This is a genomic window from Ruegeria sp. BK1, from assembly GCF_056535645.1.
The window spans coordinates 2,962,015-2,988,651 of the sequence record NZ_JBQFIS010000001.1 but is presented as its reverse complement, the minus strand read 5'-3'; the positions used below and the strand labels follow the sequence as shown (position 1 = coordinate 2,988,651).

General features: G+C 59.1%; 29 protein-coding genes. 11 read left to right on the top strand and 18 right to left on the bottom strand.

Annotated features, from left to right (window positions below; translation table 11 throughout):
- Window position 1 precedes the first annotated feature (1 nt).
- Genes flhA through ACR3E7_RS14800 form a run of 4 tightly spaced genes read left to right on the top strand, consistent with a single transcriptional unit; the run spans window position 2 to window position 4,321 of the window.
- Window positions 2-2,089 (top strand): flagellar biosynthesis protein FlhA, encoded by a 2,088-nt coding sequence (gene flhA / locus ACR3E7_RS14815; protein WP_480504186.1) that lies wholly within the window; start codon window positions 2-4, stop codon window positions 2,087-2,089.
- Window positions 2,086-2,859 (top strand): flagellar biosynthetic protein FliR, encoded by a 774-nt coding sequence (locus ACR3E7_RS14810; protein ID WP_480504187.1) that lies wholly within the window; start codon window positions 2,086-2,088, stop codon window positions 2,857-2,859. The genes flhA and ACR3E7_RS14810 overlap by 4 nt, the downstream gene beginning before the upstream one ends.
- Complete coding sequence (gene flhB / locus ACR3E7_RS14805) at window positions 2,856-3,938, top strand: flagellar type III secretion system protein FlhB (protein WP_480504188.1); 1,083 nt, start codon at window positions 2,856-2,858, stop codon at window positions 3,936-3,938. Before ACR3E7_RS14810 ends, flhB begins: the two co-directional genes overlap by 4 nt.
- Complete coding sequence (locus tag ACR3E7_RS14800; protein ID WP_170790095.1) at window positions 3,938-4,321, top strand: hypothetical protein; 384 nt, start codon at window positions 3,938-3,940, stop codon at window positions 4,319-4,321. The genes flhB and ACR3E7_RS14800 overlap by 1 nt, the downstream gene beginning before the upstream one ends.
- Window positions 4,322-4,326: 5 nt before the next feature.
- On the opposite strand, the gene ACR3E7_RS14795 is transcribed toward ACR3E7_RS14800, so the two are convergent.
- From ACR3E7_RS14795 to ACR3E7_RS14755, 9 genes are read right to left on the bottom strand one after another with little or no spacing between them, the layout of a single operon-like run.
- Window positions 4,327-4,854: a flagellar basal body-associated FliL family protein gene (locus ACR3E7_RS14795; RefSeq protein ID WP_480504189.1), complete on the bottom strand. Its 528-nt coding sequence runs from the start codon at window positions 4,852-4,854 to the stop codon at window positions 4,327-4,329.
- A 10-nt stretch (window positions 4,855-4,864) separates the two neighbouring features.
- Complete coding sequence (gene flgH, locus ACR3E7_RS14790; protein WP_170771010.1) at window positions 4,865-5,596, bottom strand: flagellar basal body L-ring protein FlgH; 732 nt, start codon at window positions 5,594-5,596, stop codon at window positions 4,865-4,867.
- Window positions 5,596-6,012 (bottom strand): flagellar basal body P-ring formation chaperone FlgA, encoded by a 417-nt coding sequence (gene flgA / locus ACR3E7_RS14785; RefSeq protein ID WP_480504190.1) that lies wholly within the window; start codon window positions 6,010-6,012, stop codon window positions 5,596-5,598. Before flgA ends, flgH begins: the two co-directional genes overlap by 1 nt.
- Window positions 6,012-6,797, bottom strand: a complete 786-nt coding sequence (gene flgG, locus ACR3E7_RS14780) for a flagellar basal-body rod protein FlgG (protein WP_170790099.1) — start codon at window positions 6,795-6,797, stop codon at window positions 6,012-6,014. Before flgG ends, flgA begins: the two co-directional genes overlap by 1 nt.
- Window positions 6,798-6,818: 21 nt before the next feature.
- Window positions 6,819-7,529 (bottom strand): flagellar hook-basal body complex protein, encoded by a 711-nt coding sequence (locus ACR3E7_RS14775; protein ID WP_480504191.1) that lies wholly within the window; start codon window positions 7,527-7,529, stop codon window positions 6,819-6,821.
- Window positions 7,529-7,801 carry a flagellar biosynthetic protein FliQ gene (locus ACR3E7_RS14770; protein ID WP_170353788.1) on the bottom strand — a complete coding sequence of 91 codons (273 nt, stop codon included), beginning with the start codon at window positions 7,799-7,801 and terminating at the stop codon, window positions 7,529-7,531. The genes ACR3E7_RS14775 and ACR3E7_RS14770 overlap by 1 nt, the downstream gene beginning before the upstream one ends.
- A gap of 4 nt (window positions 7,802-7,805) precedes the next feature.
- A complete protein-coding gene (gene fliE / locus ACR3E7_RS14765; protein ID WP_480504192.1) occupies window positions 7,806-8,096 on the bottom strand; it encodes a flagellar hook-basal body complex protein FliE in 291 nt (96 codons plus the stop codon).
- An 11-nt stretch (window positions 8,097-8,107) separates the two neighbouring features.
- Window positions 8,108-8,494 (bottom strand): flagellar basal body rod protein FlgC, encoded by a 387-nt coding sequence (flgC, locus tag ACR3E7_RS14760; protein ID WP_170790101.1) that lies wholly within the window; start codon window positions 8,492-8,494, stop codon window positions 8,108-8,110.
- 12 nt (window positions 8,495-8,506) lie between these two features.
- Window positions 8,507-8,893: a FlgB family protein gene (locus ACR3E7_RS14755; RefSeq protein ID WP_170771566.1), complete on the bottom strand. Its 387-nt coding sequence runs from the start codon at window positions 8,891-8,893 to the stop codon at window positions 8,507-8,509.
- An 87-nt stretch (window positions 8,894-8,980) separates the two neighbouring features.
- Between ACR3E7_RS14755 and ACR3E7_RS14750 the strand changes: the two genes are divergently transcribed.
- From ACR3E7_RS14750 to ACR3E7_RS14725, 6 genes are all read left to right on the top strand, one after another.
- On the top strand, window positions 8,981-10,318 hold the full coding sequence (locus tag ACR3E7_RS14750; protein ID WP_480504193.1) for a FliI/YscN family ATPase: 1,338 nt from the start codon (window positions 8,981-8,983) through the stop codon (window positions 10,316-10,318).
- Between the two features lie 86 nt (window positions 10,319-10,404).
- Window positions 10,405-11,241: a flagellar motor protein MotB gene (locus tag ACR3E7_RS14745; protein ID WP_480504194.1), complete on the top strand. Its 837-nt coding sequence runs from the start codon at window positions 10,405-10,407 to the stop codon at window positions 11,239-11,241.
- Window positions 11,242-11,338: 97 nt separating this feature from the next.
- Window positions 11,339-12,628, top strand: a complete 1,290-nt coding sequence (locus ACR3E7_RS14740; protein WP_480504195.1) for a flagellar hook protein FlgE — start codon at window positions 11,339-11,341, stop codon at window positions 12,626-12,628.
- Window positions 12,629-12,646: 18 nt separating this feature from the next.
- Window positions 12,647-14,098 carry a flagellar hook-associated protein FlgK gene (gene flgK / locus ACR3E7_RS14735; protein WP_480504196.1) on the top strand — a complete coding sequence of 484 codons (1,452 nt, stop codon included), beginning with the start codon at window positions 12,647-12,649 and terminating at the stop codon, window positions 14,096-14,098.
- Between the two features lie 2 nt (window positions 14,099-14,100).
- Window positions 14,101-15,108, top strand: a complete 1,008-nt coding sequence (locus tag ACR3E7_RS14730) for a flagellin (protein ID WP_480504197.1) — start codon at window positions 14,101-14,103, stop codon at window positions 15,106-15,108.
- On the top strand, window positions 15,105-16,199 hold the full coding sequence (locus tag ACR3E7_RS14725) for a flagellar basal body P-ring protein FlgI (RefSeq protein ID WP_480504198.1): 1,095 nt from the start codon (window positions 15,105-15,107) through the stop codon (window positions 16,197-16,199). Before ACR3E7_RS14730 ends, ACR3E7_RS14725 begins: the two co-directional genes overlap by 4 nt.
- Window positions 16,200-16,255: 56 nt before the next feature.
- Here ACR3E7_RS14725 and ACR3E7_RS14720 read toward each other — a convergent pair whose 3' ends face one another.
- The 8 genes from ACR3E7_RS14720 to ACR3E7_RS14685 form a co-directional block, all read right to left on the bottom strand.
- Window positions 16,256-16,903 carry a DUF1523 family protein gene (locus ACR3E7_RS14720; RefSeq protein ID WP_480504199.1) on the bottom strand — a complete coding sequence of 216 codons (648 nt, stop codon included), beginning with the start codon at window positions 16,901-16,903 and terminating at the stop codon, window positions 16,256-16,258.
- Window positions 16,904-16,914: 11 nt separating this feature from the next.
- On the bottom strand, window positions 16,915-17,181 hold the full coding sequence (locus tag ACR3E7_RS14715) for a hypothetical protein (RefSeq protein ID WP_170790109.1): 267 nt from the start codon (window positions 17,179-17,181) through the stop codon (window positions 16,915-16,917).
- A complete protein-coding gene (locus tag ACR3E7_RS14710) occupies window positions 17,182-18,519 on the bottom strand; it encodes a DUF6638 family protein (protein WP_480504200.1) in 1,338 nt (445 codons plus the stop codon).
- Between the two features lie 371 nt (window positions 18,520-18,890).
- Window positions 18,891-19,187 carry a hypothetical protein gene (locus tag ACR3E7_RS14705; protein ID WP_480504201.1) on the bottom strand — a complete coding sequence of 99 codons (297 nt, stop codon included), beginning with the start codon at window positions 19,185-19,187 and terminating at the stop codon, window positions 18,891-18,893.
- Window positions 19,188-19,341: 154 nt separating this feature from the next.
- Window positions 19,342-21,273 (bottom strand): AAA family ATPase, encoded by a 1,932-nt coding sequence (locus ACR3E7_RS14700; protein WP_480504202.1) that lies wholly within the window; start codon window positions 21,271-21,273, stop codon window positions 19,342-19,344.
- Window positions 21,274-21,330: 57 nt separating this feature from the next.
- Window positions 21,331-22,452 carry a hypothetical protein gene (locus tag ACR3E7_RS14695; protein WP_480504203.1) on the bottom strand — a complete coding sequence of 374 codons (1,122 nt, stop codon included), beginning with the start codon at window positions 22,450-22,452 and terminating at the stop codon, window positions 21,331-21,333.
- Window positions 22,452-22,757, bottom strand: coding sequence for a hypothetical protein (locus ACR3E7_RS14690; RefSeq protein ID WP_480504204.1), 306 nt, complete (start codon window positions 22,755-22,757; stop codon window positions 22,452-22,454). Before ACR3E7_RS14690 ends, ACR3E7_RS14695 begins: the two co-directional genes overlap by 1 nt.
- Before the next feature lie 11 nt (window positions 22,758-22,768).
- Window positions 22,769-23,851, bottom strand: coding sequence for a hypothetical protein (locus ACR3E7_RS14685; protein ID WP_480504205.1), 1,083 nt, complete (start codon window positions 23,849-23,851; stop codon window positions 22,769-22,771).
- Window positions 23,852-24,121: 270 nt separating this feature from the next.
- Here ACR3E7_RS14685 and ACR3E7_RS14680 point away from each other — a divergent pair, with 270 nt between their 5' ends.
- A complete protein-coding gene (locus ACR3E7_RS14680; RefSeq protein ID WP_480504206.1) occupies window positions 24,122-26,305 on the top strand; it encodes an esterase-like activity of phytase family protein in 2,184 nt (727 codons plus the stop codon).
- A 73-nt stretch (window positions 26,306-26,378) separates the two neighbouring features.
- On the opposite strand, the gene ACR3E7_RS14675 is transcribed toward ACR3E7_RS14680, so the two are convergent.
- A complete protein-coding gene (locus tag ACR3E7_RS14675; protein ID WP_170771051.1) occupies window positions 26,379-26,621 on the bottom strand; it encodes a glycine zipper 2TM domain-containing protein in 243 nt (80 codons plus the stop codon).
- Window positions 26,622-26,637 lie beyond the last annotated feature (16 nt).

The following is a 26,637-nucleotide window of genomic DNA, read 5'->3' as shown; positions in this document are numbered from 1 at the left end:
CGTGCCCAAGATCGACCTTCGTTCCCTGTTCTCGCCCACCGTCCTGCTGGCGCTGGCGCTGATGACGGTCATCGTGATGATGATCCTGCCGATGCCCGCCTGGGTGCTGGATGTAGGTCTGGCGGCGTCTTTCGCGCTGGCGATCCTGATCTTCACTCTGACCCTGTTCATCAAACGGCCCTTGGATTTCTCATCCTTCCCCACGATCCTGCTGGCCTCATTGATGTTGCGGCTGTCGCTGAACGTGTCGTCAACCAAGCTGATCATCGGTCAGGGGCACACCGGCCCCAGCGCCGCCGGGGACGTGATCGAGGGATTCGCCAATTTCGTCATGGGCGGCAGCATCTTTCTGGGGCTGGTGGTGTTCGGCGTACTGCTGATCGTGAACTTCATGGTCATCACCAAGGGCGCTGCCCGCATGGCCGAGGTCGGTGCGCGCTTTGCCCTGGACGGAATGCCGGGCAAACAGCTGGCCATTGACAGCGACATGTCCGCCGGAGCCATCGACCACCAGCAAGCCAAGGAACGGCGCGAGCGCGAACAGCAAGAGACGACATTCTTCGGCTCGCTCGACGGTGCTTCGAAATTCGTCAAAGGCGATGCGGTTGCTGGTCTGCTGATCACCCTGCTGAACCTTGTGATGGGCCTGATCATGGGGGTGATCGTGCATGGGATGCCGATATCCTCGGCGTTTGAAACCTATGCCATCCTGACCGTGGGCGACGGGTTGGTGTCGCAAATCCCAGCCGTGATCATCTCGATCGCCTCGGCGCTGCTGCTGGCGCGTGGCGGTACGCAGGGGGCCACGGACAACGCTATTTTCTCACAACTGGGCAAGCACCCGGCGGCGTTGGGGACGGTGGCAATGCTGATGGTGCTGTTTGCTTTGGTGCCGGGTCTGCCCTTCCTGCCCTTCATCCTTGGGGCAGGTGTACTAGGCTATGCGGCCTACAGCGTGCACCGCAAACAAAAGGCCGAGGCCGACGCCGCCATCAGCCCAGCGACCACCGACGACACGCCGGTTTCTCAGGCGATTGGAGACATTCTGGATCTGGACGACGTGCATCTGGAATTTGCGCCGGATCTGGTCAGCATGGTGCTGAACCCCGGCACCGGGTTGGATGCCCGGATCGCCAATATGCGGACATATGTGGCCTCGACCTTCGGTCTGATCCTACCTGACATCCGCCTGACCGACCGCGCCGATCTGCCCATGGGCACCTATGTGGTCAAGGTCCACGGGGTTGAACAGGCGCGTGGCGAATTGAACCCCGATCTGGTGCTGGCGCTGGTACAGGACGACCGAGATTTGCTACCCGACGGCACCGACGTGACCGAACCCGTCTATGGCGCCCCTGCCCGCTGGATTCTGCCCAAAGATCAAGAGGCCGCGGCGATGAGCGGGGCCACCATCGTCTCGCCCCCCGAGATCCTCGCCACGCACCTGCTTGAGATCATCAAACAGAACTTCTCGCGCCTGCTGACATTGAAATCTCTGCGCCGGCTGCTGGCCGAGATGACCAAGCTCAGCGATCCCATCCGGGCCGAGGCCAACCGCAAGCTGCTGGATGAACTGATCCCCGACAAAGTGCCGATCGACACGCTACATGCGGTGTTGCGGCTGCTGCTGGATGAGCGTGTTTCGATCCGCAACATGGCCCTGATCTTGGAAAGCGTGGCCGAGGCGCGCCTGACCACGACACAGCCTGAAGGTATCTGCGAACTGGTCCGTCAGCGCTTGGGCTTCCAACTGGTGGCCGAGATGAAGCGCGAGGATGGCTCGATCCCACTTATCCAACTGGCCCCGGAATGGGAGGATACGTTTTCGACCTACCAGATCGACGCGCCAAATGCGGGGCTGGACGTCGCGCTGCCGCCGAACCTGTTCAACAAACTAGCCGATGGAGTCGTTAACACGGTGTCACAATCGGCCGATCATGGGCTGTTTCCGGCGGTTGTGACTTCGACCCGGCGACGGCGATTGTTGCGCACGATCATGCACGCGCGCGGCGTCGCGAACCCGGTCCTCTCGTTCGAGGAAATCGGACTGGAAGCACGCCCTGCCCTGGTCGGAACGGTGCCCGCGTGATCGCCCTGCCGCCCGAGCTTCTACCCCAATTGGGGGATGGGCTGTGGCACCTCTTTGCCGTCTTTCTGCGTGTCTCTGCACTGGTTTCTCTGCTGCCCGCATTTGGCGAGCGCAGCATTCCGACCCGCGTGAAACTGGGCATCTCGGTGGCGTTCACACTGATCATCCTGCCTGCCACCCCGGCACCAATCCCGTCCCCCGGCCTACTGCCGATGGTACGGCTTATCGTGACCGAGATATTGGTCGGCGTGGCACTGGGGCTGGGGTTGCGACTTTTCGTGCTGGCCCTGCAAACCGCCGGCTCTATCGCCGCGCAAGCGACCTCTCTGTCCCAGATCCTGGGTGGCGCGGCCGCTGACCCGGTTCCGGCTATGGGCTACATGCTCACCCTGGCCGGCCTGACCCTGGCTGTATTGCTGGGGCTGCATGTTCACGTCGCGCAATTCCTGATCCTAAGCTACACGCTGTTTCCGATGGGCGTGGCCCCGGCAGCCTCGGACCTGTCGGAATGGGGCGTGCAGCGGATCGCGCGCAGTTTCAGCCTTGCGTTCAGCCTCGCCATGCCCTTCGTCATCGCATCATTGATCTATAACCTCGCGCTTGGCGTGATCAACCGAGCCATGCCACAGCTTATGGTGGCTTTTGTCGGCGCCCCCGCGATTACCTTTGCCGGTCTGTTCCTGTTGTTTGCCGGCACGCCTTTGATCTTGTCGGTCTGGGCCGACGTGCTGTTTTCCTTCATCGTCAACCCGGTCGGAGCCAGCAGATGAGCGGTGATGACGACAGTGACAAGTCATTCGAGCCAACGCCACAGAAGCTTCAGAAAGCACGCGAGAAGGGCGAAGTTGCCAAGTCTAACGACCTGTCGGTTGTCGCGGCCTATTCGGGGTTGCTGGTGGCTCTGCTGGCCGCAGGCAGTTATGGCGTCCAGCAAATGGGGACACTGTTTGTCGTTCTGGTCGATCAAGCCAGCGACTTGTCAGAATTGTTGATCGAGGGTCCAGCCGTCAATCCGGTCGCTGGGCTACTACAAACCGCTCTGGTGGCGATGTCCATCCTGTTCGCCTTGCCCGCCGCGGCCGTATTGCTCAGCCTGATTGCCCAGCGGGCCCTGATTTTTGCGCCCAGCAAGCTGAAGCCCAAACTCTCGCGTATTTCGATCCCATCCAACGCCAAGAACAAGTTCGGGCGTGGCGGTCTGTTCGAATTTGCCAAGAGCTTTGTGAAACTGGTGATCTATGGAACGTGCCTGGCCCTGTTTCTGCGCGCCAATCTGGACCAGATCCTGTCAGCCAGCGCGGCACCGGCCAAGGCATCTTTGCTTTTGATGATGAATTTGTTGTTTCGGTTCCTGTTTATCGTCGTCGCCGTGGCTCTCGCGATCGGAGCGGTGGATTACCTTTGGCAATATGCCGAGCATATCCGCAAAAACCGGATGTCGCGCAAAGAAATTCAGGACGAAACCAAGGACGCCGAGGGCGATCCGCATGTCAAACAGCAGCGCCGCCAGCGCGCGCAAGAGATCGCGACAAATCAGATGATGGCGGACGTGCCCAAGGCAGATGTGGTTGTTGTCAACCCAACCCATTTTGCAGTCGCGCTAAAGTGGTCGCGGGCCGCCGGCTCAGCCCCGGTCTGTGTTGCCAAGGGCGTGGACGAGGTGGCAGCCGCCATTCGATCGGCGGCTGGAACAGCGGGCGTTCCAATACACTCGGACCCGCCAACCGCGCGCGCGCTGCACGCGACCGTCGAGATCGGGCAGGAGATTGCAGAGGAACATTATAAACCCGTCGCTGCGGCTATTCGGTTTGCCGAGGCAATGCGCAAAAAAGCAAAAGGGCAGATTTGATGAAACGCCAAAAGCTTTCAAACTTGCAAATAGCCACAGACGCACTTTTCCAGAAAGAGCATCAAGCCCTGGCACCCATCTTGCAGGCCGAGATCCGTATCCAAAACCAGCTGGCACGATTGGACGGTCAAGTTCGGCAAACGCGCCGGGATACCAACGACACCGAAGGATATCGTGTCACCGGAACAGATATCCTGTGGCATGGGTGGGAATCCAATACCCGTCGTCAGTTGAACATGGAACTGGCGCGGGTGAGATCGCAAAAGCTTGCAGCTCTGGACGCGTTGCGATCCGCGTTTGGGCGCCAGCAGGCGGTTACCCGGCTGTCTGATATCGAAACGGAAAACCGACGCCGCGCTTTGCAGAAGAAACAGATACCTTAATGCGCTTAGGCATCCTGCCGGTTCACGCTCAGGATCATCACGTTCGAGATTTCCTTGCCCAGGTCTTTCTGCGCCACTTCCAACAGGGACTTACGCAGCGTGTCCAGATTTTCCGAAGTGGTGAAATTGCCGTCAAACCCACCTGTGTTCGCGTGATCGAACAGAACTTGCAGGAAGCGGTCGCGCAATTTCGGCTCTATGGCATAGAAAGTGTCGGTCATGCCCGGTTTAGCCTCAAGGCTAACGGACATCGTTACCATGGCCGAAATGCGCTCGGCTTCAACAACTGGTATCACAAACTGTTTGGTCAGTTTCAGATATTCCACATCGCTGCTCTTGTCGTCTTTCTCCGACGTTTTGAACTTCGGTTTGGGTTTCTCATCTTTGGCCTTTTTGTCCTTGGGCTCCTTTTCCGCGGACGCATATTCCTTGCCCTCTTGTGCGGGCGCGTCGGATGGGGCCAGGAAAAGCCCGGCCCCGACACCTACGCCAAGGCCTGCCAACAGAAACAAAACGGAGATCAGTTTTTTCATCAATCAACCCTCAAAACGGTAGAAGAGTGTCTAGAACCTGCTGCCCATAGCGCGGCTGCTGCACATCGGTAATCTGACCGCGCCCCCCATAGGACACCCGCGCAGAGGCAATCTTGTCATACGTGATTTCGTTCTGGCGCGAGATATCCTGCGGGCGCACATAGCCGGTTACTAGCAGCTCGCGCAGTTCGAAATTCACCCGTAATTCCTGCGAACCCGAGATCGCCAATACGCCATTGGGCAGCACATCAATCACGGTTGCTGCAACGCGCAGCGTCAGTTTCTCTTTGCGCTTTACCGACCCTTTGCCGCGACTGTTGGAGGCTGAATCAATCGACACCGCCTCATCCAAAGAGGCGCCTTCGGGCAGTTGCTCTGCCGCTCTTTGCGGCAGCCCGAACAGACCGGGCACCGAAAGGCTTTCGGATCCCGCGCGGGACCGGTTGGTGTCGTTGGAAATCTCGGCTTTTTCATCCAGCTCGATCACGACCGTCAGGATATCGCCTTTCTTGATCGCCCGCTGATCGCCCAGCAGCGATTGCTGCCCACCCGTCCACAGCGACGATTGATCGACCGCGCGTTGGGGCTGCGTATGCAGCGGCAGACCGGGCCATAGCATGGCGACATGTTCGGGCGAATCCTCATTGGGTGTGAAGCTGGGGGGTTTACCCAGGTGATCGACGCGGCCACAGGCGGTCAGAACCAACGCGCCCAGTAGGAGTGATTTGGTATATACTGACATCATTTTACCTCGATTTGTCCGTCGGTTCGGATAAAGCCGGTCACGGTGGTTCGCGACGACAGGTTCATCACCCGAATGCGATCGCCGACTGCCCCGCGACCCAACGCGCGCCCTTCGGCAGTGATCGACAGCGGCTGGCGATCAAAAATCAGAACCACCAGATCATTGCGGTCGACGATTGCGGGCGGTCCGAAGTCGCCCACGCGAATAGGGCGGCCGGGATAGAGCGCCACGCGTGCCTCCTGCCCAACCAGCACGTCCGGGTTGGAAATCGCGCCGGGTATGTCCTGTTCCTTGGTGGCCAGATCAGTGGGCGCGATGATCTCTTTCGCGCGGATCGTACGGGTCGGGACCACAATATCGGCCATCGCCGCGCAGGGTCCTGCCATCACAAGTGTTAAAAACAGCACCCGCATCAACGCACCTGTGTGGTTGCGCCCATCATCTGATCGACGGCCGAGATCACCTTGGCGTTCATCTCGTATCCCCGCTGGGCTTCGATCAGTTCGGTGACCTCGCGCACGGCGTCGACGGAACTGTCCTCAAGATAGCCCTGTCGCAGCGTGCCCAGGCCATCCTCGCCCGGAGATCCGACAACTGGTGCGCCCGAAGCTTCGGTTTCTTTGAACAGGTTGCTGCCGATGGCCTCTAAGCCTTTGGCATTTGAAAAACTTGCCAGGGCGAATTCACCCAGCAACTGCCCTTCGGCGGCATCGTCGAAATAGGCATAGACCTCGCCCGCTGCGTTGATTGAGATTGAGCGCGCGTCGTCGGGGATTGTAATCTCGGGCGCAACGGCGAACCCGTCCGAGGTGACAATCAGACCCTCGGCAGATCGCTTCAGGCTTCCGTCGCGGGTAAAGGCGGACTGACCGTTGGGCAACGTCACCTCCAGATAGCCACGCCCTTCGATCGCCACATCCAGATCGCTGCCCGTCGCCGACAACGCACCTTGCGCAAGTTGCACCGTTACGGCAGCGGGTCGGACGCCAAGCCCCAACTGAATACCCGTCGGCAAAAGCGTGCCGTCATTGGCATTCACCGACCCGGCCCGCGCCATCTGCTGATAGTGCAGATCGGCAAATTCAGCCCGCCGCGCGTTGTAGCCGGTGGTGTTCATATTCGCGAGGTTGTTCGAGATCGTCTCAACCCGCATCTGCTGCGCGGTCATACCCGTCGCTGCGATTTTCAATGCCCGCATGTCAAATCCTCCGTTCTAAAGTCAGCGCATCAGCGCCTTGAGCGCGCCACGCACCCGTTCGTCTTCGGTTTCAAGAAAGCTCTGGCCCAGCTCATAGACGCGCTGGATTTCGACCAGCCGTGTAACCTGTTCGATCGCGTTGACGTTGGACCCTTCGAGAAAGCGATGAACGATAACCGGCTCTTCGATCGGCACTACGTCGCCTTCGCTACGGAACTGCGTGCTGCCTTCGCGCACCAGGGACTTGGGATCTTCGACCCGGTAGACACCAAGCTGCCCCAGCAATTGCCCCTCAATACTGAGTGTGCCGTCGCTGCCGACGTCGATCGAGGCCGCGTCGGGGGGTACAAAAACCGGCGCGCCGTTGCTATCCAGCACACGGTGGCCATCCATCGTGACCAAATCTCCCTCGGCGCTTGGCGAGAACGCCCCTGCCCGTGTCAATCGATTGCCGGCCGGAGTTTCGACCATGAAGAATCCATCGCCTTCGATGGCGAAATCAAAATCGCCTCCAGTCTCAGTCAGAACCCCTTGCTGCAATGACGTGTTGCGCACCTCGGCCCGCGCCATTGACAAGGACGGATTGCCGGGCATGTCGCGCACGAATTCGGAAAACACCAAGCCTTGCGCGCGGTATCCGGTGGTGTTGGCATTGGCGATATTGTTCGCCACCAGCCGCATTTCGTTCATCAGCCCCGACTGGCGGGACAAGGTGGTATAGGCGGTATCCATCAGCGACCTCCGGCGATCAGCGGGACAAGGGTTGTGGTGAAAAACGTCACCAGCGTCTGGGTCATGAACCCCATGGAAATCCAGAACACAATGACGATGGCGATCAGCTTGGGCACGAAGGTCAGCGTCATCTCCTGCACCGAGGTCAGCGCCTGGAACAGGCCCACGATCAGGCCCGAAACCAGCGCCACAGCCAGGATCGGGACCGAGGTGATCACCGCGACCCACAGCGCCTGACGCACGATGTCATAGAACAGACCTTCGCTGAGCATCGCGTCAGACCGGCATCCGCAGGATTTCCTGATAGGCCTCGACCACTTTGTTGCGCACGACCACGGCCGTCTCGACCGCCAGTTCGGTCTGCGCCAGCGCCTGCACCAGCGCGTGCGGATCAGCCTGGCCGGTCATCGCGGTCTGCGAGATGGCCTCGGACTGTTTCAGCGTCGCGGCAAAATCCTGAAACGTGCTGCGCAATCCCTGCGCCATTCCGGCGTGATCGGGATCGGCCTGCGTTGCAGAGCGCGCGCCAGCATAGTTCTGGGCAGCATTGAGGACTCGGATATCCATTCTGGTGTCCTTTATTTTCTGAGGAGTTCCATCAGGCTCGACGACATCTGACGTGTCTGGTCGAACATCTTGAGATTGGCTTCGTAACTGCGCTGTGCCTCGCGGGCGTCGGCGATCTCGATCATCAGATCGACATTCGAGCCGCGATAATGGCCGGTCTCATCCGCCATCGGATGACCGGGGTCGTAAACGCGCGACGCGTCGCGGCGGTCCAGCTTGACCCGCCCGGCCTGTACCACCTCACGCCCGTCTTTTCGCACGGTTTCGAACGGTACAGTCTTGCGGCGATACCCCGGCGTATCGGCGTTCGAGATATTCTCGGACACGTGTCGCAGACGCGCCGATTGCGCGCGCAGGGCGCTGGTCGAGGCGGCAAGGGAATGGGAAAAATCACTCATCTCACTACCCCTTTATGACCGGCCAAGACTGGTGCGCAGGATGTTCATCGAAGATTTGTAAATGGTCAGTGCGCGGTCATGCTGGCGCTTGACCTCGACCGCCTTGAACATCTCTTCCTCGATAGAAACACCGTTGCCATTGGGATCGCCCGAAGGCGCGACGTCATATTCGGCCCAAGGCTGCGACGCGTTGTTGCCGTTCAGATGCCCGGCCCGCGTGGCGATCATCGCCCCCTCGAGCCCGGTTTCTTCGAATGCTGTTCGAAAGGCCTCAAGATCGCGGGGCTGGTAGCCCGGCGTATCCGCATTGGCCATGTTACGCGCAATTACGGCCTGCCGTTGCCCGGCATGGGTTGCCATTGCGTGCGCTGTCTTAAAGACGTTCAGGTCATAGAACATCGGGGCTTCTCCCTCGATCAATTTCAATCAAGGCTTAACCCCGATTCCTTTAGAAACCGTTTTCAGAAACCCGTTGGAGAACCCACGATGTCCGATCTCGACCCAAGCTTTCTAAAATGCGAATTCGACCGTCTTTCCGCTGTGCGCCATATGGGGCGTGTGTCCAGCGTGGCGCGTGGAGTTGTTGAAATTCAAGGACTTGAAGGGCAGGCACGGATCGGCGACCACCTGACCCTTCGGCGACGCAGCAGTCCGGATCTGGGCGGGGAGGTGCTGCATGTCGAATCGGATTTGATTCATATGATGCCCGCGTCCGCGCCCGATGGTGTTTGTCTGGGCGACCGGGTGATTCTAGAGCAGACGCCTGAGTTTGCGCCGGGGATGCATTGGCTTGGACGGGTGGTTGATCCGTTCGGAAAACCACTGGATGGCAAACCTCTGCTCTCTGGTACGCAGGAGCGCGACATCATGCAGGCCCCGCCCCCCGCCGTGGCCCGAAAACCTTTGGGCACACGGATGGAGACCGGGCTGGCCATGCTCAACACCATGCTGCCTGTGGTACAGGGTCAGCGCGTGGGGTTGTTCGCGGGTTCGGGCGTGGGCAAGTCGACGCTATTGGCCACGCTGGCCAAGTCGATGCAGGCGGATGCGGTGGTGGTTGCACTGGTTGGTGAACGCGGGCGCGAGGTGAACGAATTCGTCGAACATGCGCTGGGGGCCGAGGGGATGAAGCGGTCGGTTGTGGTGGCCGCGACCTCAGATCAGTCGGCTCTGGCGCGCAGGCGTTGTGCCTGGTCGGCCATGTCGGTGGCCGAATATTTGCGTGATCAGGGGCTGAACGTCCTGTTCCTTGCCGACTCGGTGACGCGTTTTGCCGAGGCGCACCGCGAAATCGCTGTCGTCATGGGCGAGGCCCCGTCGCTGCGCGGTTTCCCTCCGTCAGTCACGCCGCTGATCGCCGGTCTGTGTGAACGGGCCGGGCCTGGGACGGCGGATCAGGGCGATATCACTACCGTGTTCAGCGTTCTCGTAGCAGGATCGGATATGGATGAACCCGTGGCCGACATCCTGCGCGGCGTGCTGGACGGCCATATTGTCCTGAGCCGCGAGATTGCCGAGCGTGGGCGATTCCCGGCCATTGACCTCAGCCGCTCGGTCTCGCGCAGTTTACCGGGCGCCGCGTCCGAGGATGAAAACCGAATGATCGCCGAGGCCCGCAAGCTGGTCGGCAGCTATGAGCAATCCGAGGTGATGATCAAGGCGGGGCTGTATTCCGAGGGCGCGGACCCTCTACTGGATCAGGCCGTGCGCGTGCATGAGGAACTGGACGCATTCTTTGCCAAGGCTGAACCGGATGGGATCGAAAGCAGCTTCAACCGGTTGAACCTGATCTTGCGGCGAGCCGGATCCAACCTTCCGCGATAGGGAAATCAAGACAGTTTTAAGTGTTAAGTCCACCTTAAGACCTGCCCGGCTACCCCTGTAGTCGGGTGATAAAAAAGGTGGTGGAGATGGGTGCGCAATCCAATGCGGCGCCAATCATCATCAAGAAGAAACGTGTGTCAGGTGGTGATGGCCACCACGGCGGCGCGTGGAAAGTCGCATATGCCGACTTTGTCACGGCCATGATGGCGTTCTTCATGTTGATGTGGCTGCTGAATGCAACGACGGAAAAACAACGCAAAGGGCTGGCGGACTATTTTTCGCCGACGATCCCGGTGAACCCGGTTTCGGGTGGGGGTAGCGGGGCCTTTGGTGGCGACAATATGTTCTCGGAGAAGACCCTGGCCATGAGCGGTTCTGGCGCCAGTCAACGCAGACCGACCGAAGCAAGGCAGGCGCAGGGATCCATCGGGGTCAGTGCAGATGGCGGCGAGCGCGAGGTTCAGGATTTCACCACGCTTGAGGCCGAACTGATGGGGCGGACAGGCGAAAGCATGGTCTCGAACAAGGTCTTGCAGCACATCGTCACGCGCGTCACCGACGAAGGTCTTGTGGTCGAGCTGTTCGATACCGAAGACCAGCTCCTGTTCGAATCGGATAGTGACACACCAACGGCGATGATGCGGGCGCTGGCACTTTTGGTGGCGCGGTCCTCGGACCTGGTGACAAATGCGGTGGCCGTCGAAGGGCATGTGCGCGCCTCGCCCGTGGTTCTGGCACAGAACCCGGCCTGGGACGTATCAACCGCGCGCGCTCAGAAAGTGCGGCAAATGCTGCAGGATAAAGGGGTTACGCCGTCTCGACTGGATCGCGTCACGGGACATGCTGACCGAGAATTGACGGCCAAAAACCCGATGGCCGTGCGCAATAACAGGGTTGAGGTCATCTTTCTACGCAATCCTTGACCGCAAAAGGTAGGACGCATTTTACCTGTTAGCGCGCTGTTAAGGCCCAGCGCGTTAGCTGTTGCATCAAGAATTGACGCAACAGAAGGGCGTGCCAATGACTATTTCTTCTTCGCTGAATGCCGGTGTGGCCGCATTGAAGGCCAATGCCAACCGGCTGGCGACCATTTCCGACAACATCGCGAACTCATCGACTTTCGGATACAAACGGGTCGAGACGGATTTTCATTCCATGGTCACGTCCGGTCAAGGCGGCAGCTATTCCGCGGGGGGTGTCCGCACCACCAGCCAGCGTCTGATCGACCAGCGCGGCTCGCTTTTGACCACCAACAATTCGACCGATCTGGCCGTACGCGGGCGTGGGATGCTGCCGGTGCGGCCCAGCTCGCAAATCGCGAGTGGCTCGAATGAGATGTTGCTGACCACTACGGGCTCGTTTCGCACCAACGAAGAAGGGTATCTGGTCACGGAATCCGGACTGGTGCTGCTGGGCTGGCGCGCCAATCCAGATGGCACTATCCCGGCTGTACCGCGCGACACGCCCGCCGCGCTGGAACCGATCCAGCTGAGCGTCAACCAACTGTCCGGTGCGCCGACCACACAGATGAACCTGCGTATGAACCTGCCCGCCACGGATGCCGGGGCGCCGGGGGACACTCAGCCCCTGTCGGTCGAATATTTCGACAATCTGGGAAAATCGGAAAGCGTGGATATTGAGCTGGTCCCAACCGTTCCCGCTGCGGGCAGCAGTAATGAATGGACCATGATCCTGCGCGATTCGGCATCGGGCGGTGCAATTGTCGGGGAATACACCCTGACCTTCACCGACAGCCGTACGGCGGGCGGGACTCTGGCCAGCGTCACGGCGGTGTCCGGTGGGGCGTATGACCCGGCGACAGGCAGCCTGATGGTGAACGTGGCAGGGGGGCCTATGGAGGTAAATATCGGTCAGATTGGCGACGCCGATGGCATCACGCAGTTGTCGGATACGTTTGCTCCGGTCTCGATCACCCGCGATGGCTCGGCGGTTGGAACGATGACCAGCGTTCAGGTTGACGAGAACGGATATGTCTACGCGTTTTATGACACGGGCGTCAGTCGCCGCATGTTCCAGATCCCGCTGGCGGATGTGCCCAACCCGAACGGGCTGACGGCACTAGACAGCCAGACCTACGCGCCCTCACGCGAAAGCGGGACCTTTTTCCTGTGGAACGCGGGCGAGGGTCCCACCGGCGATCTGGTCTCATTCGCGCGCGAGGAATCCACGACCGATGTGGCGACCGAACTAACCTCGATGATCCAGACGCAAAGGGCTTATTCCTCAAGTGCCAAGGTGATCCAGACGGTGGATGAGATGCTTCAGGAAACCACCAATATCAAACGATAACCCAGGGGGATCTGTCTCATGAACATGTCGACAGCCTTGAACAACGCCATCGGCGGCCTGACCGCCGCCAGCCGCGGCGCCGCAGTTGTCTCCGGCAACATCGCCAATGCGCTGACACCGGGATACGCGCGCAGGTCGCTGGAGCTGACGACCAACACGATTTCCGGCCACGGCGTTCGGAGTGTCGGCGTGGTTCGGCACCAGGACCCGGTCCTGACGGCCAATAGGCGAAGCGCGGACGCGGATCTTTCCCTTCAAACAGCTGTTTCGGGGTTTCACACTCAATTCGAACGTCTGGTGGGCGGACCCGACGATTCGACCTCGCTTGCGGCTAGGCTTGCCGATTTCGACGGCAGTCTGATTACCGCCGCCAGCCTACCTGATTCGTCCGAACGGTTGGATCAGGTGGCGCGTACGGGGCGCGACCTTGCAGACAAATTGAACGCGACCTCGGAAGGGTTGCGTCAGATGCGATCGGACGCCGATCGCGCAATCGGCAAACAGGTGGACAGCCTGAACCAGGCACTCAAAGATCTGGAAGAGATCAACGCCAAAATCCCCGCCGTGAAATATGCGGGGGGCGACATCGGCGCGCTTCTGGATCAGCGCCAAGTACTAATCGATCAGGTGAACCAGATCTTACCCGTCAACGTCGTGCCGCGCGCGAATGATCAGGTATCGATCTATTCTGACGGCGGCTTGATCCTCTTAGAGGGCAGCGCGGCCGAGTTCTCTTACACCACGACCGGTGACACCAAGCCCCATATGACCGTCGACAACGGGCTGCTTTCGGGTCTGACACTAAACGGTAACTCGGTTCGAACATTAGGCGACAACGCGCAGATCCGAGGCGGCGCACTGGCCGCGCAGTTCCATATCCGCGACGCGCTTGCAGTTGAGGTTCAGTCCAATCTGGACACGGTGGCCCAAGACCTGATCGAAAGGTTCGAAACACCGGGGCTGGACCCCACCGCCCTCCCCACTGACGCAGGGGTGTTTACGGATGCAGGCAATCGGTTTGACCCGGCTGCTCCGGCTGGACTTGCGTCGCGAATCAGTCTGAACCAAATCGTCGATCCTGATGCGGGTGGCCAAAGCTGGCGGCTGCGCGCGGGGCTTGGGGCGGCGGCTCCGGGTGATCCGGGGGATGCCTCGCAATTGCATGCGTTCAGCGCCATCCTCAGTGCGGCCCGGCCGGTTGCAAACCCAGTTTTCGGCACCGGAGATATGCGCGCCTCGGACTTGACCGAAGCGCTGATGTCCAAAACCGGGGCCGACGCGCATACGGCCAATCAGCGTCTGGTTTTCGCCAACAGCACGCAAGAAGAGATGGCCCGGATCGAAGCCGAGCAGGGCGTCGACACGGATCAGGAATTACAGCGCCTCATCCAGATCGAGCAGACCTACGCCGCCAATGCGCGGCTGATCTCGGTAGTGGATGAGCTGATGGAAACCCTGTTGAGGTTGTAAGAATGAGTCTGACGTCTATCGGAGATCTGGCGCGGGGTTTGACGTTGAAAACTCGCGCGACCGACATCAAAAACCAGATCGAAACACTGTCCTACGAAATGGCCACCGGCAAAGTGCAGGATGTATCGGGCCGTTTGGACGGAGATTATTCGCATCTCTTGGATCTGGATCGCAGCCTTGCCCGACTTGATGCCTTTCAGGTCGCCACGTCCGAGGCCGGGTTGTTCACCGATGCCATGCAGCTGAGCCTGACAACCGTTGACCATTCCGTCTCGGAAATCACTGCATCTCTGCTGTCATTCGGAACATCCAACCAGGCCGTAACCCACGAAAACGCCTCGGTTCAGGCGCAGAATGAGTTGGACACGGTTATTTCTGCGCTGAACACGCGGGCGGGCGGGCGCAGCCTGTTTTCCGGAACGGCGACCGATGTCTCTCCTTTGCCGCCGGCGCAAACCCTGCTGGCCGCGCTCAAGACCGAGCTAACCGGGGCGGTTACAGTGGCCGATATCCGTCAACGCGCCGAGGATTGGTTCAACGATCCGGCAGGTTTTGATGCGGTGATCTATCAGGGCTCTGCAACGACGCTGTCCCCAATGCAAATATCGGAATCAGAAAGCGTCAGAGTCCCGGTGACGGCAACCGATCCTGCGCTCAAGGCGGCCTTGCGCGATATCGCTGTTGCGGCCGCTGTCGCCGACCCTGCCTTGGGAATTCCACGGGATCAACGAACAGATCTCTTCAAGCAACTCGGGGTTGATCTGGCCAATACCCAGAACGAAACCGTCAATCTGCGGGCCAGGATCGGTGTGGCCGAGGCGCGGATTGAACAAGCCGCCACGCGCAACAATGCCGCCCGGACCAGTCTGGAATACAGCCGCAACAAACTGATCGCCGCAGACCCCTATGAAACGGCGGCACAGCTGCAAACAGTCCAGTTCCAGTTGGAAAGCCTGTATTCCGTCACAGTCCGCAACGCCAACCTGTCACTGGTGAATTTCCTGAGATGAGAGTTCTTGTTTTCCTTTTGATGTTGCTGCCCAGCCTGGCATCTGCCGGGGCAATCCGCCTGAAAGACCTGGTGGATTTCGACGGAGTGCGCGGCAACGATCTGGTCGGTTATGGTCTTGTGGTCGGGCTGAACGGAACCGGGGATGGGTTGCGCAACTCGCCGTTCACCGAAGAGATCATGTCGAACATTTTGGAACGGCTGGGCGTGAACGTCACCGGTGAAGATTTTCGTCCCAAAAACGTAGCGGCTGTGCTGGTGACAGCCAGCCTGCCGCCATTTGCGCGGGTAGGTGGGCAGATTGACGTGACAGTCTCTGCCATAGGGGATTCCAGCAGCCTGTTGGGTGGGACATTGATCATGACCCCGCTGAACGCCGCCGACGGGCAGATCTATGCGGTCGCGCAGGGTACAGTACTTGCGGGCGGTGCCTCGGCTGAAGGTCAGGCCGCAACCGTGGTGCAAGGCGTGCCGACCGCGGGCGTGATCCCTTCGGGTGCGCGGGTGGAACGGGAAATCGACTTTGATCTGTCGACCCTGACACAGATGCGATTGGCCCTGCGCGTACCGGATTTCACCACCGCAGGCCGGATCGAAGTGGCAATCAATACCGAATTCAACCGACCTGTTGCCATCATGCGGGATTCGGGCACCGTTGAGCTGAACATCGCCGCCACTCAGGCCATATCAACAGCACACGCGATTGGTCGGATCGAGAACATCCTGGTCGAGCCCGAAACAAAAGCCCGCGTGGTCGTTGATCAAAGGTCAGGCACAATCGTAATGGGACAAGAGGTGCGCATTTCGCGCGTCGCAGTCTCGCAAGGAAACCTGACCCTGACGGTCGAGGAAGCCCCAATTGCGATACAGCCCAACCCATTTGCCCGGGGAGAAACTGTTGTGGTGCCCCGCACGATCGCCGGGATCGAAGAGGAAGAAGGCACGGGATTGGCCGAAATTCCCGAGGCGACAACCTTGTCCGAGGTTGTCGCCGGCCTGAACGCGCTTGGTGTGTCGCCGCGTGATATGATCGACATCCTCAAGACAATCAAAGCCGCTGGGGCGCTCCACGCGGAATTTGTCGTTCGCTAGATGTACAAGGGTCTGCTTCGGCAAAGAATGGCAGCAGACCCGGTATCTGGAATACGTTACTTCGATTTCCAGGTATTCAGCCACTTTTTGAAACGGCTGCTTTGTTCGCCGATCGCGTCGCCGGCAGCGTAGAGCCCATCCTCAACATTCTCGATCACCGGATCGACCCGCGCCGCGCGGAAGCGTCGCCAGCGCACCCAAATGGCCCAGATCAGCGCTGCGAGCACCGTCAGAAAAATGATGTTGAACCAGGGGATCAGGCGCACATCCGGGCTGTCGACGGGGCGTACGGAAACAGCGTTGGGAAAGATCGACATCAGCTGATTGCGCCAGCCATAGTGGCGCAAAACCACCCATTGCGGGTTGTCTGCTGTCGAAACAAGGTTGGTCAACTCGGCCTGCAAGTTGGAACTATCCAACTTGAAATAGGGTGGCCAGCCCCAACCGGTATCTTCGTTGCGATAGACGCGCGGCTTGCCGTTGGGGCGGAAGGTTTCGACAAAGCGCACGTCGCGGTTGACGGTCTGCGCACCTTCTTGCCCGGTGTCCTGCTGCGCCCAAAAGATCGAATTCTCACCGAAATCGACGCGCCGCACCTCGGTCTTCACGATACGCACCACATCCTGTTGTGGCAGAGTGTATTCCAAAACCGAGGCAATCAGCCCCCAGAACACAATGATGAACGCCCATTTGACATAAACCATCTATCCGGCCCTCACATGAAATTTGTTATATAGATCAACAGAGCAATCGCCCCAAGCGGGATGACATAGACACCCAACAACAGTTTCTTGCGAAACGAGTTGTCATACTGCCGCATCCCACGTTCAAGAAATGCGTCACGATCACCGCGCAACCCTTTCTTTTCCCAATGGGCAATCAGCTTGCGGCGACGCACCAGACGGGAATAGATCGACAGCCCAACATAGATCACGGTCAGGACAATCAACAGGGGGATCAGAAATCGTATCGCGACGAACATTCACCCTCTCTCCAATGCGCCCCAGGGGCCGACCCGCGCAATCACCGCCTCACTGACCCGGTCCTGGCCGCTCATGTCGGGCTCATGCCCAAACAAGGCGGCGCGAGCCCCGGCCTTGTCCACCTGATACTCGCGCGCGAGAAAGTCGGCAACATAGGTTTTCTTGTTCTCAGGCCAGGTTTTGTAGGTGCTGTAGAACAATTCCTTGTGGCAGATGAACAACTGGCGCGGGTCCAACGGGGCCAATTCGGCCAGCAGCATATTCACTAGATCCCGATGCGGGGTGTCCTTTGCGCGCAGGGTGTAGAAATAGGCCGGATGGTCCGAAGTGATTCGCGGCCACGGCCCGCCATCGGTCGCCCAGCGCAGCAATTGCGCCAACCCGTGATAGGCATCGGGCAGGTGGTCGGCGTGGTTTCGGGCCAGACGACGCATGTCGCGGCGCTCCAACCCTGTCAGATCAACCCCTGAACCCGCAGCCGCCGCCACGGTCAGAAAATCCATCTTTTGTTGCAGAATGGCGGCGGAATCCACGCCGCGCGCCTCGATGACCGTTTCGACAAGATTGTTGTAGCCCAGAAACTTGGCGATCTGATTGCGCTGCGATTTGTGGAACACATACGTCATCGACAGATCGTCAGGCGTATCACCCATACAGATCGCCGCCGGATGGTCGAGGTCCGGAAAAAGGTAAAGCCCGCCATAATGCGCGGTCCAGAAATTCGGCTGCTCAAAGGCTGTGTGGCGCAGCCGAACCGGGTTGCGGGTGACGTCACCGGTGTCCTTGGCGGTATCGATCATCTCGGCAATCAGAACATCATCGAACCAGGCGTCCTGTTCGGTCTTGAACCGTTCGACCAAACCCGCAAGCTGTTCAGCCTTGCGCAAGGTGCCGCCGACCGTATCGGCCTCGATCTCAATCTTGCGCAGGTTCAGCAGATCATTGGGCGTGCTGAGTTTGAAGACCGAGTTCACCAGCTCTCCGGCCACGGCATCGGTGGCGGTCAGGGCGAACAACTGCGCCTCGTTCATCTCGATAAACTCGCGCAGAATGTCGCGCGAGGTCGAGAATTTGACGTTCAGCAAAGGCGCGCGTTTCTGCTCGGTCGTCAGCAGGATGAACTGCCGGTTCACCCCGTTTGGATTGAGGTAGAGCGGGTCGTCCAATTCCTGCCCGATCTCTGGGGAATAGCCCGAGATATCCACGTGGAAATCCGTCAGCTGAGTGGCCTTGCCCGCCAGATGCTGCAACGCGCGGTTATACCGCTCGACCAAAGCCGGGCTGGAGATGTGGACGAGATTGCCGAACATCAGGCCTTTTTCGATGAGGCGGATCATTGGAAGGCCTCCAAGAGTAGAATTCGCGCTGGGAGTTCACAGACAACGTTTCGTACATCAAGCATTGGTCGTATCTTCGTTTGAATGGGAGCCCAGACGCTTCGCACGGTCGTTCCATCCCAGAATGTTAGGTAAGTCTACAATCACGAAAACGACGACGGCCAACCCAAAAAAGCTCTTCCTAAAAGCGCTCGAAGGCGTTTGACCGTCCAACTCGACTGGAATGTTGGAAAACGGCCATAACTCTGCGAACTCGGCGAAGACTATAACCCACGCGCCCGACAAAGGCAGCGCTAGAATGTAGATGATCCTTTTCAGTCCTTTGGATTTCAAATGGCCCTATCCTTTCCTTTTTGTTGAATGAATATCGACTAATCTGCACTCGCTGTCGCACGGCGTACAAAAACAACCGCCAACACCAACAACGGCAACGCAAACGCCCGCGCGGTGATTTGCAGGTTGAACCCGATGTAAGACACCACGCTGCCCTCAAACAGGATCAGCGTCTCTTCCCATGAGGTGCCCTCGAACCCGCCACCCGCGTTCACGCCGAATTGGGTCAGGAACAGTACCGCTACGGCAGCCAAAAAACCGATCACACCCCAGCGCAAAGGCAAATTCAGGCCCAGAACAAGGGCCAAACCGGTGATTGCGACTGTCAACGTCATGTCTCTTTCTCCTTTGACTGACAGAGCGCATCAGTGCGCGCTCTGACGCTCAAAGTCTGCGCGATCACATGAGGTAACAACGGCCGACCAAGAAAACGTGAAGGCATTTCAGCCAACTGATCTGGACAGTTTGATTGCTTGATCAAAGTAGCCGTCACCCTTTCCCCTCCAGATACCGTCGCTTGGCCTCTTCCATCCGACCCATCTCGCGCACAGCGTTTTCAATCGCGACCTCATCGCTCTTGTCGGCATAGCGGAACTCGCTGTCGGCGTAGCGGTTGATTTCCTGCATCACCATCTCGACCGTGATCGGCTGGCGCAGCTCCTCGATCATGCCCTTCTTGGTGTCGTAGTCGCGGAACAGGAACAGGTCGGGGTTCTCCATCCACTCATCCGGCAGTTCGAAATCCATCGCACGGACCTTGACCGCGTCGGTGATGTTCTTGATCGCGCGACCCGTAAACCGCTCGTCCGCCTGCTGGATCGCCTTGAGGTAGGTGCCCAGCTTGGCAATTGTGTCCATCTGGCCGATCTCACCGGAAACCCGGTCATAGACCTGTAGCAAGGCGTCCTCATGCGGGCGCGAGTGGCTTTCGAAACTGGCGGCAACGGCCTTTTTGATTTCCTGCGCGGCATAAGCTTCGTGTTCACCCAGCGGGATGTCGTGGTTGCGGCCCATCAGCAGGTGCAGAATGTCGATGTAGTCCTCGCGCGTTTGCGGCCCGTCCACCAGAAACCGCGCTCCCGCCCGCTGGCGAAGAGCATCGTCCACGTTCTCGGGATAGTTCGAGAACATGCCAAAGGTGCAATTGCCGCGCACGACGGTGTTGGCGCCCGCAAAGCTCTCCATCAGAACGGCGGTGATTTCCAGCTGCCCAGCCGAGGACTGCCGGTCGCCGCGTTTACCCGCCAGTTGATCGATATCGTCGATGGTGCCAAAGCCGATAACCGAGGGGTCGATGATCGTGTTGATAAACGCCTTGGCGTTCTGTCCGGATTTGCCCTGATAGCTGTCTATATTGTCGGTGCTCAGGTTTTGATAGCGGAAAGGATAGCCCGCGTTCTGGCAATAATCGTTGATCAGCCCGGCCATCATTTGGATCAGGGTGGTCTTGCCTGTGCCCGGTTTGCCGTCGCCCATGAAGGTAAAGATGAACCCGCCGAGTTCCGCAAACGGGTTCAGGCGCCGGTCGAAATCATAGGCCATCAGCATCTTGGCCAGCTTCATGGCCTGATATTTTGCGATGTGGTTGCCCACCACCTCGTTCGGCTTCTTGAACGTCATGGTCAGGGTGGTGGATTTGGCCTTGGAGGCGGGTTCGAACCCCCGGATCGTCAAGTCATCCGCCTCGATATGCCAGGCGGCGTTCTGGAACGGGGTCAAATGACCCGCCGACTGCGCGCGTAGGGCGGCCTTGTCCATCAGTTGTTCGGCATAGGCGCTGGTGGCCGCGATCAGATGCGCATCGTCCGGGGCGTGTTTCGCCAACATCTGATCCAGCTCCCACAAGGCACCGTGCAGCGCAAGCTGGCCATTGTCGGTCAGAATCTCTTCAATCTCGCCCAGATCAACGGTGGTTTCGCCCAGATGGGACGACATCAGATACGCCAGTGCATTGCCGAAGGTGTGAGATGTAATCAAAGCCTCAGCCGTCAGCAATTCCGAAAACTCGCTCTTGCGCGCAGCTGGCAAATCCCCCGCCAGATTGGCGCGCTTCAGATCGGCCAGAGCGGTTTGCTCCGCATAAGCCTCGGCCACGGCCAGGGCGATGGCAATCGCGCGGCGCACAGCCTGCTGCGTCGTGGCCTGTTGCGGAGAAACCAACGCATCGCCATCATCCGCAGCCTCGATCCGCTCGACCAGATGCACCCCATCCGCGCGCACCGTGCGCCGTGTCACCAACCCCGGTGTGGTGGATCGAAACCGCCGCCCCGTCGACACGCCCGAGGACCGCTCGACCGCCGCCTCAACCGGTTTGGCAATCCGCGGCGCATGCTCGAACCCGTTCAGCAAGGCGGTCGCTGCCGGGTAATGCTTACGAATATCGTCTTCGCGCAATCCCATCTGATCTGACGTCAAACTCATCTCAAAAACTGCCCTTGCTTCTTCTGTTCAAAAATACCTCCGCCGGAGGCAAAAAATCTAATAGCGCAACACTTGCCCCGTCTTGCTGACAACGAATTTGCGCACGTCACCAAAGCCCGGCGGGTCGCGCTCTGCCAGAACCTGAAACGGGCGCTGAGGCAGGATAATCGACCGCTGCGTGCGCGTGGCCCCAGTCTCGGCCCCTTGCGCGCCAAACGGATCCAAAGCAAAAATTTCGCGCTCAACGGTCGAGAACCACCCCGCGCGTTCCTCGAAAACGTCCTCGCTCTCCAGTTCCTCGGTGGTCCAGGCCAGCGCCCAATCCTGACCCTCGGGGGCCTGAGCGTCCTCCAGCACTTGCCGCAAGGGACCGGATTGCTCGGTATAGGCCGAGGAATACATCGGCCCCACATGGATGCGGCGCAGGTGCTTGGGGTGCAGATCGTCGAAATCCTGATCGAACCCTTTGGCAATCGTCACCAGCTTCAACCCGCCCAAGGATTGCGCCATCAGATGCGCCTGCACCTCGGGCCAGCGGCGTTGGTCTTTGGGCAGAGCTGTCCTGCCACTGTCCTCCACCTGCATCATGTAGATGACCGGCAGGTTGATCTGGCTGCCATAGACCGCCCAATGGATCAGGAACTTGCGCCGCTCACCCTCATTTCCAATCCAGTGGCACTCGGGATCGTTGCGGGACCAGAACAACTGACCTTTCAGCAATTCCTCGTAATAGAGCCTTTGAGACAGCGCGAACTGCAGCTTGGTCGGAATTTCCCGGTCGCCAATGATCGTCCGCACCATGTCGGTTTTCAGATCGTCTTCCGAGGGCATATTCGCCAGATGCACCTTCGCCTGCTGCGCGTCGTTGGCCATGGTCAGCAATTCGGCCGACACCGGAAACCCGCTGTCGCGCTTGTCCATGGCGAGGCTGCCAAAGAACCGCCCCGTATCGCGACCGACCAGCAGGTATTTCATGCTGAGCGCCCTAAAGGTGTAGAGCAGCCCCGAAAGGTAGCGCGACACGATCCGCACCTCTTGCTTGCTGATGGCGCCCTCCGCCTCCATCGTCGCGGCCACGCGCAGGAGGTGGACGGAGATCACCTCGAATTTGCGGAAATATCGGCGCGAGGCGAAGGTGTCAGTCAGGCCGACATGGTCTTTGGTGGGGTTAGTCTCCATTAGTCTCCACCGTCTCCGTCCCCATCCGCGTCTCCTGAGTGATACCCATCAGTGTCATTGTGGAACGCGATTTCGGCCGAAACCGGGTCTTCCTTTTTGTAAATTAGATAGACCAAGTGCCCGATCCCTGCGAACACTGCGATCCCAATAGCCGGAGCCCAAAGGGACTCCGTGATCCAGTAGAAAATTACGCCAAGGCCGATAGCGAACCAGCGCAGGATCATCGCATTCTCTACCCATGCGGGAAGCTGAATGTCCCTGCGCGCAAGACCCGATGTATTACGGTTATTGGTGTGTTTAGTCACAACGGTGACCCTCAAGAACCCCCATACAAATTCTTATCATGCTTCTCGACAATCGAGGCAAACCGGCGGGCAAAGCGCTCATCCGCCTTGGCCTTTTTCTCCAGCACATCGCGGGCAAAGACCATGTGGCCTTCGTGCGCCTCAAGCATGTCGGCCATTTTCTGGTTGGTCGCGGTGCCGATGGCGGCCATCGCAGTCTGCGCCTCTTGGTCCGTCTGCACGCCGATCTCGTTGATGCGGTGGGCCACGTCCTGCTGCTGCGCGGTTTTCAGCGATTTGGTCAGGGCGTCATACAGCACCACGCGCTGTTGCGTGTCTGTCTGCAGCTTGTTGATCAGCACCATCTGCGTCGCCGCCTGGTTTTGCAGTGAATCGACCCAGGTTTTGCCCTTTTCGATATAGCGCTCCAGCGTTTGCGATTTGGCCAGCTTGACCTGTTCCTCCTGAACCTTGGCGTTGTATTGCTTGTTCAGCTCGGCCAATTCAGTCTCTAACTGGGTCCGCGCAGCGGCGTCCTGTTCGACGCTGATCTTGTTTTCCAGAGTGATAATGGTCGGGTCCATACCCTGAATCTCGGCCCGCAGCGATTCCAGCTCGGCCACGGTGGCCTCACGGTCGTCCAGAGTGCCGGTCAGGTTGTTTTCGACGTTCACTCGCTGTTCTTCCAGCACGGACAGCTGCCCTTCCAACAGCTTTACGATCACGTCCGATTTGGCGATCAGGTCCTGCAGCTTGTCGTCGATATTGGCGGTGCGCATCCGTTCCTGCCGCATCGACTCGGACTTGGCTTTGGCGAAAATGCCCACAAAGCTCTCCCACCCGGTTTTCGAGCGCATCTCGTCGAAATCCTTGGAGAACGCGTTGGTGACGTCATCCAGCCCCATAATCAGCTCAGCAATATTGGCGTTCATCACCTCGGTATGGGCATGTACGTCTTCAAGCGTGGCGTTTTCGATGTCGATATCTGCCTCGGCCGTGCCAATCTTGGCCCGCGCCGCGTCAATCCGCGAGGTCAGGCTTTCGATCTGCGACTGGCTTTCACGCACTTTCGTCTGCGTTTCTTCGATCAAGGCGTCAAATTGATGGTTCGACATCTGCTATCCCTTTTTTTGTTAAAATCCCCAATAAGATAGGCAATGTTACGCCTATTTACATCCCCTTGGGCGGAAAATTCCTGCAAAGACTGGCAAAAATACATGGCAAAAGATAGACCCTGCAATCTGGGCGCGACCTGAAACGAACAAACGCATCGCGGCAGCAAGAAGGCAGCCCATCTTGTCACCAATTTGAAACAAAACCGTCACGCCAGCGTAATGAACCACGTCCATCCCCCCTTGCAACTAAGCAAGAGAGGATACCAACCGATGTCATTGCGCTGTGTCTGTCTGACATCTGCCTTGGCCCTGACCGCCGGTCAGGCCGTGGCAGAGATGAATTTCAACCGAATTGCGTCATTTCCAGTTGTGAAGAACATGGCTGAGGGTGCGGATATGAACCGCGAAACCTCGCCTGAGATTATCGCGGCGACTGCAGATGGCATGACGCTGGTCTATACCGACAGCCCGCTGGGCGTAATCGGTATGGTCGACATCGCCGACCCGGCGAACCCGGCACCTTTGGGTGCGATGGAGGTGGGTGGCGAGCCAACCTCAGTTGGAATCGTTGGCTCGACGGCTTTTGTTGGCGTGAACACGTCGGACAGCTACACCGCACCCTCGGGCAAGCTGATCTCGGTCGATATTGCGGGCAAAGCGCAAACCGGCGCTTGTGATCTGGGCGGTCAGCCTGACAGCGTCGCAATCGCCCCGGATGCCAGCTTTGTCGCCGTCGCCATTGAGAATGAGCGTGACGAAGATCTGAACGACGGTTTCATCCCACAGCTACCTGCAGGTGAGCTGGCTCTGGTGCCATTGAAAGATGGCGCGCTGGATTGTGCGGGCATGAAAATGGCCTCGCTGACCGGTTTGGCCGAGGTTGCGCCGACCGACCCCGAGCCCGAGTTCGTGGACATAAACAGCTTGGGTGAAACCGTCGTCACCCTGCAAGAAAATAACCACATGGCGGTTATTGCCAAAGATGGCACCGTGATCAGCCATTTCTCGGCCGGCAGCGTGGATCTGGAAGGCATCGATGCCACCGATGAACGTGGCGCGCTAATCTTCACCGAAAGCCAGCCGGGCCGCCTGCGTGAACCCGACGCGGTGAAATGGATCGACGACAACCACTTCGCCACCGCCAATGAAGGCGACTATGAGGGCGGCTCGCGTGGTTGGACGATCTTCCACAAGGACGGCACCGTTGTGTATGAGAACGGCACCGAGTTCGAGAAAGCGATCATCCAAATCGGGCACTACCCCGACAAACGCTCGGACAGCAAAGGCGTTGAGCCGGAAAGCGTGACCGCAGCCACCTTTGGCGGGACGCCGATGATCTTTGTCGGGGCGGAGCGCGCCTCGGTCGTGGGTGTCTATGACGCCACTGACCCCGCGAACCCGGTTCTGAAACAACTGTTGCCATCAGGCGTTGGACCGGAAGGCTATGTGGCGATCCCCGAGCGGAACCTGCTGATCTCGGCCAACGAAAAAGACCTGATCGAAGATGGTGGCCCGCGTGCACATGTGTCGATCTTCGAATATCAGGATGCGCCCGCCGCCTACCCGCACCTGACATCGGAAGGCGCGGATGAGCTGATTGGATGGGGTGCGCTGTCCGGTCTGGTCGCGGATGAAGACGGCATGATCTATGCGGTCAATGACAGCTTTTACGGCTTCCAGCCCTCGATCTTCAAGATCGACCCCAGCCAGCAGCCCGCCCGCATCGTTGACGTCATCCGCATCCACCGTCAGGACGGCAATCCGGCACAGAAACTGGACCTTGAAGGTATCACGCTGGACGGCAACGGCGGGTTCTACGTGGCCTCCGAAGGCCGCACCGACCGTGTTATCCCGCACGCGATCTATCACGTCAGCGCAGATGGTCTGATCAAGGACCGCAAGGGTGAGATCGGCCTGCCTGCCGAACTGATGGCAGTCGAGAAACGTTTCGGCTTCGAAGGCATCACCCGCGTCGGTGACACTCTGTGGATGGCTGTTCAGCGTGAATGGAAGGACGATCCGGAAAACCACGTCAAACTGGTGGCTTACAACCTTGAGACACAGGAATGGGGCGCAGTCCACTATCCCAAGGTAGACCCGGACACTGGATGGGTCGGTCTGTCGGAAATCGTGGCCTTCGGCGACCATGTCTATGTGATCGAGCGCGACAACCAGCATGACCACCGTGCCGTGACCAAAAAGATCTATCGCATCCCGCTGTCAGAAATGACCCCTGCCCCGCTGGGTGGTGAGCTGCCAGTGGTCACCAAGGAAGAGGTCCGCGACCTGCTGCCAGACCTGACCTCAACGGGCGGCTACGTGCTGGACAAGATCGAAGGTCTGGCCATCCTGCCTTCGGGCGAGGCTTTCGTGATGACCGACAATGACGGCGTCGACGATGCCTCGGGCGAGACGATGTTCTGGTCGATCGGACAGGTGACGGCTGGGAACTGAAGCACATATTCCTAAATTAAAAGCGCCGCGCATTACCTGCGCGGCGCTAAACTGTTCAGCATGTAACTTTTCGTCAGTTGCAAGCCGACTGACCTGCATACATTCCAAGTCCGGCACCTGCCGCAGTCGCCAGTGTTTGGCCTGATCCGCCGCCGAAGCGATTACCGACAACGCCACCAAGAGCCGCGCCGCCCAAAATACCTGCTGCGCAACGCGCATCGTGCTGGACCTGGGCCTGTGTTGGTGTCGTTGGCGCCCCGCACGCCGCTAACGCAAGCGTGCCCACAAGCAAGCAAGATACAGTTACTTTCTTCATTTCAGATTCCTTCCAT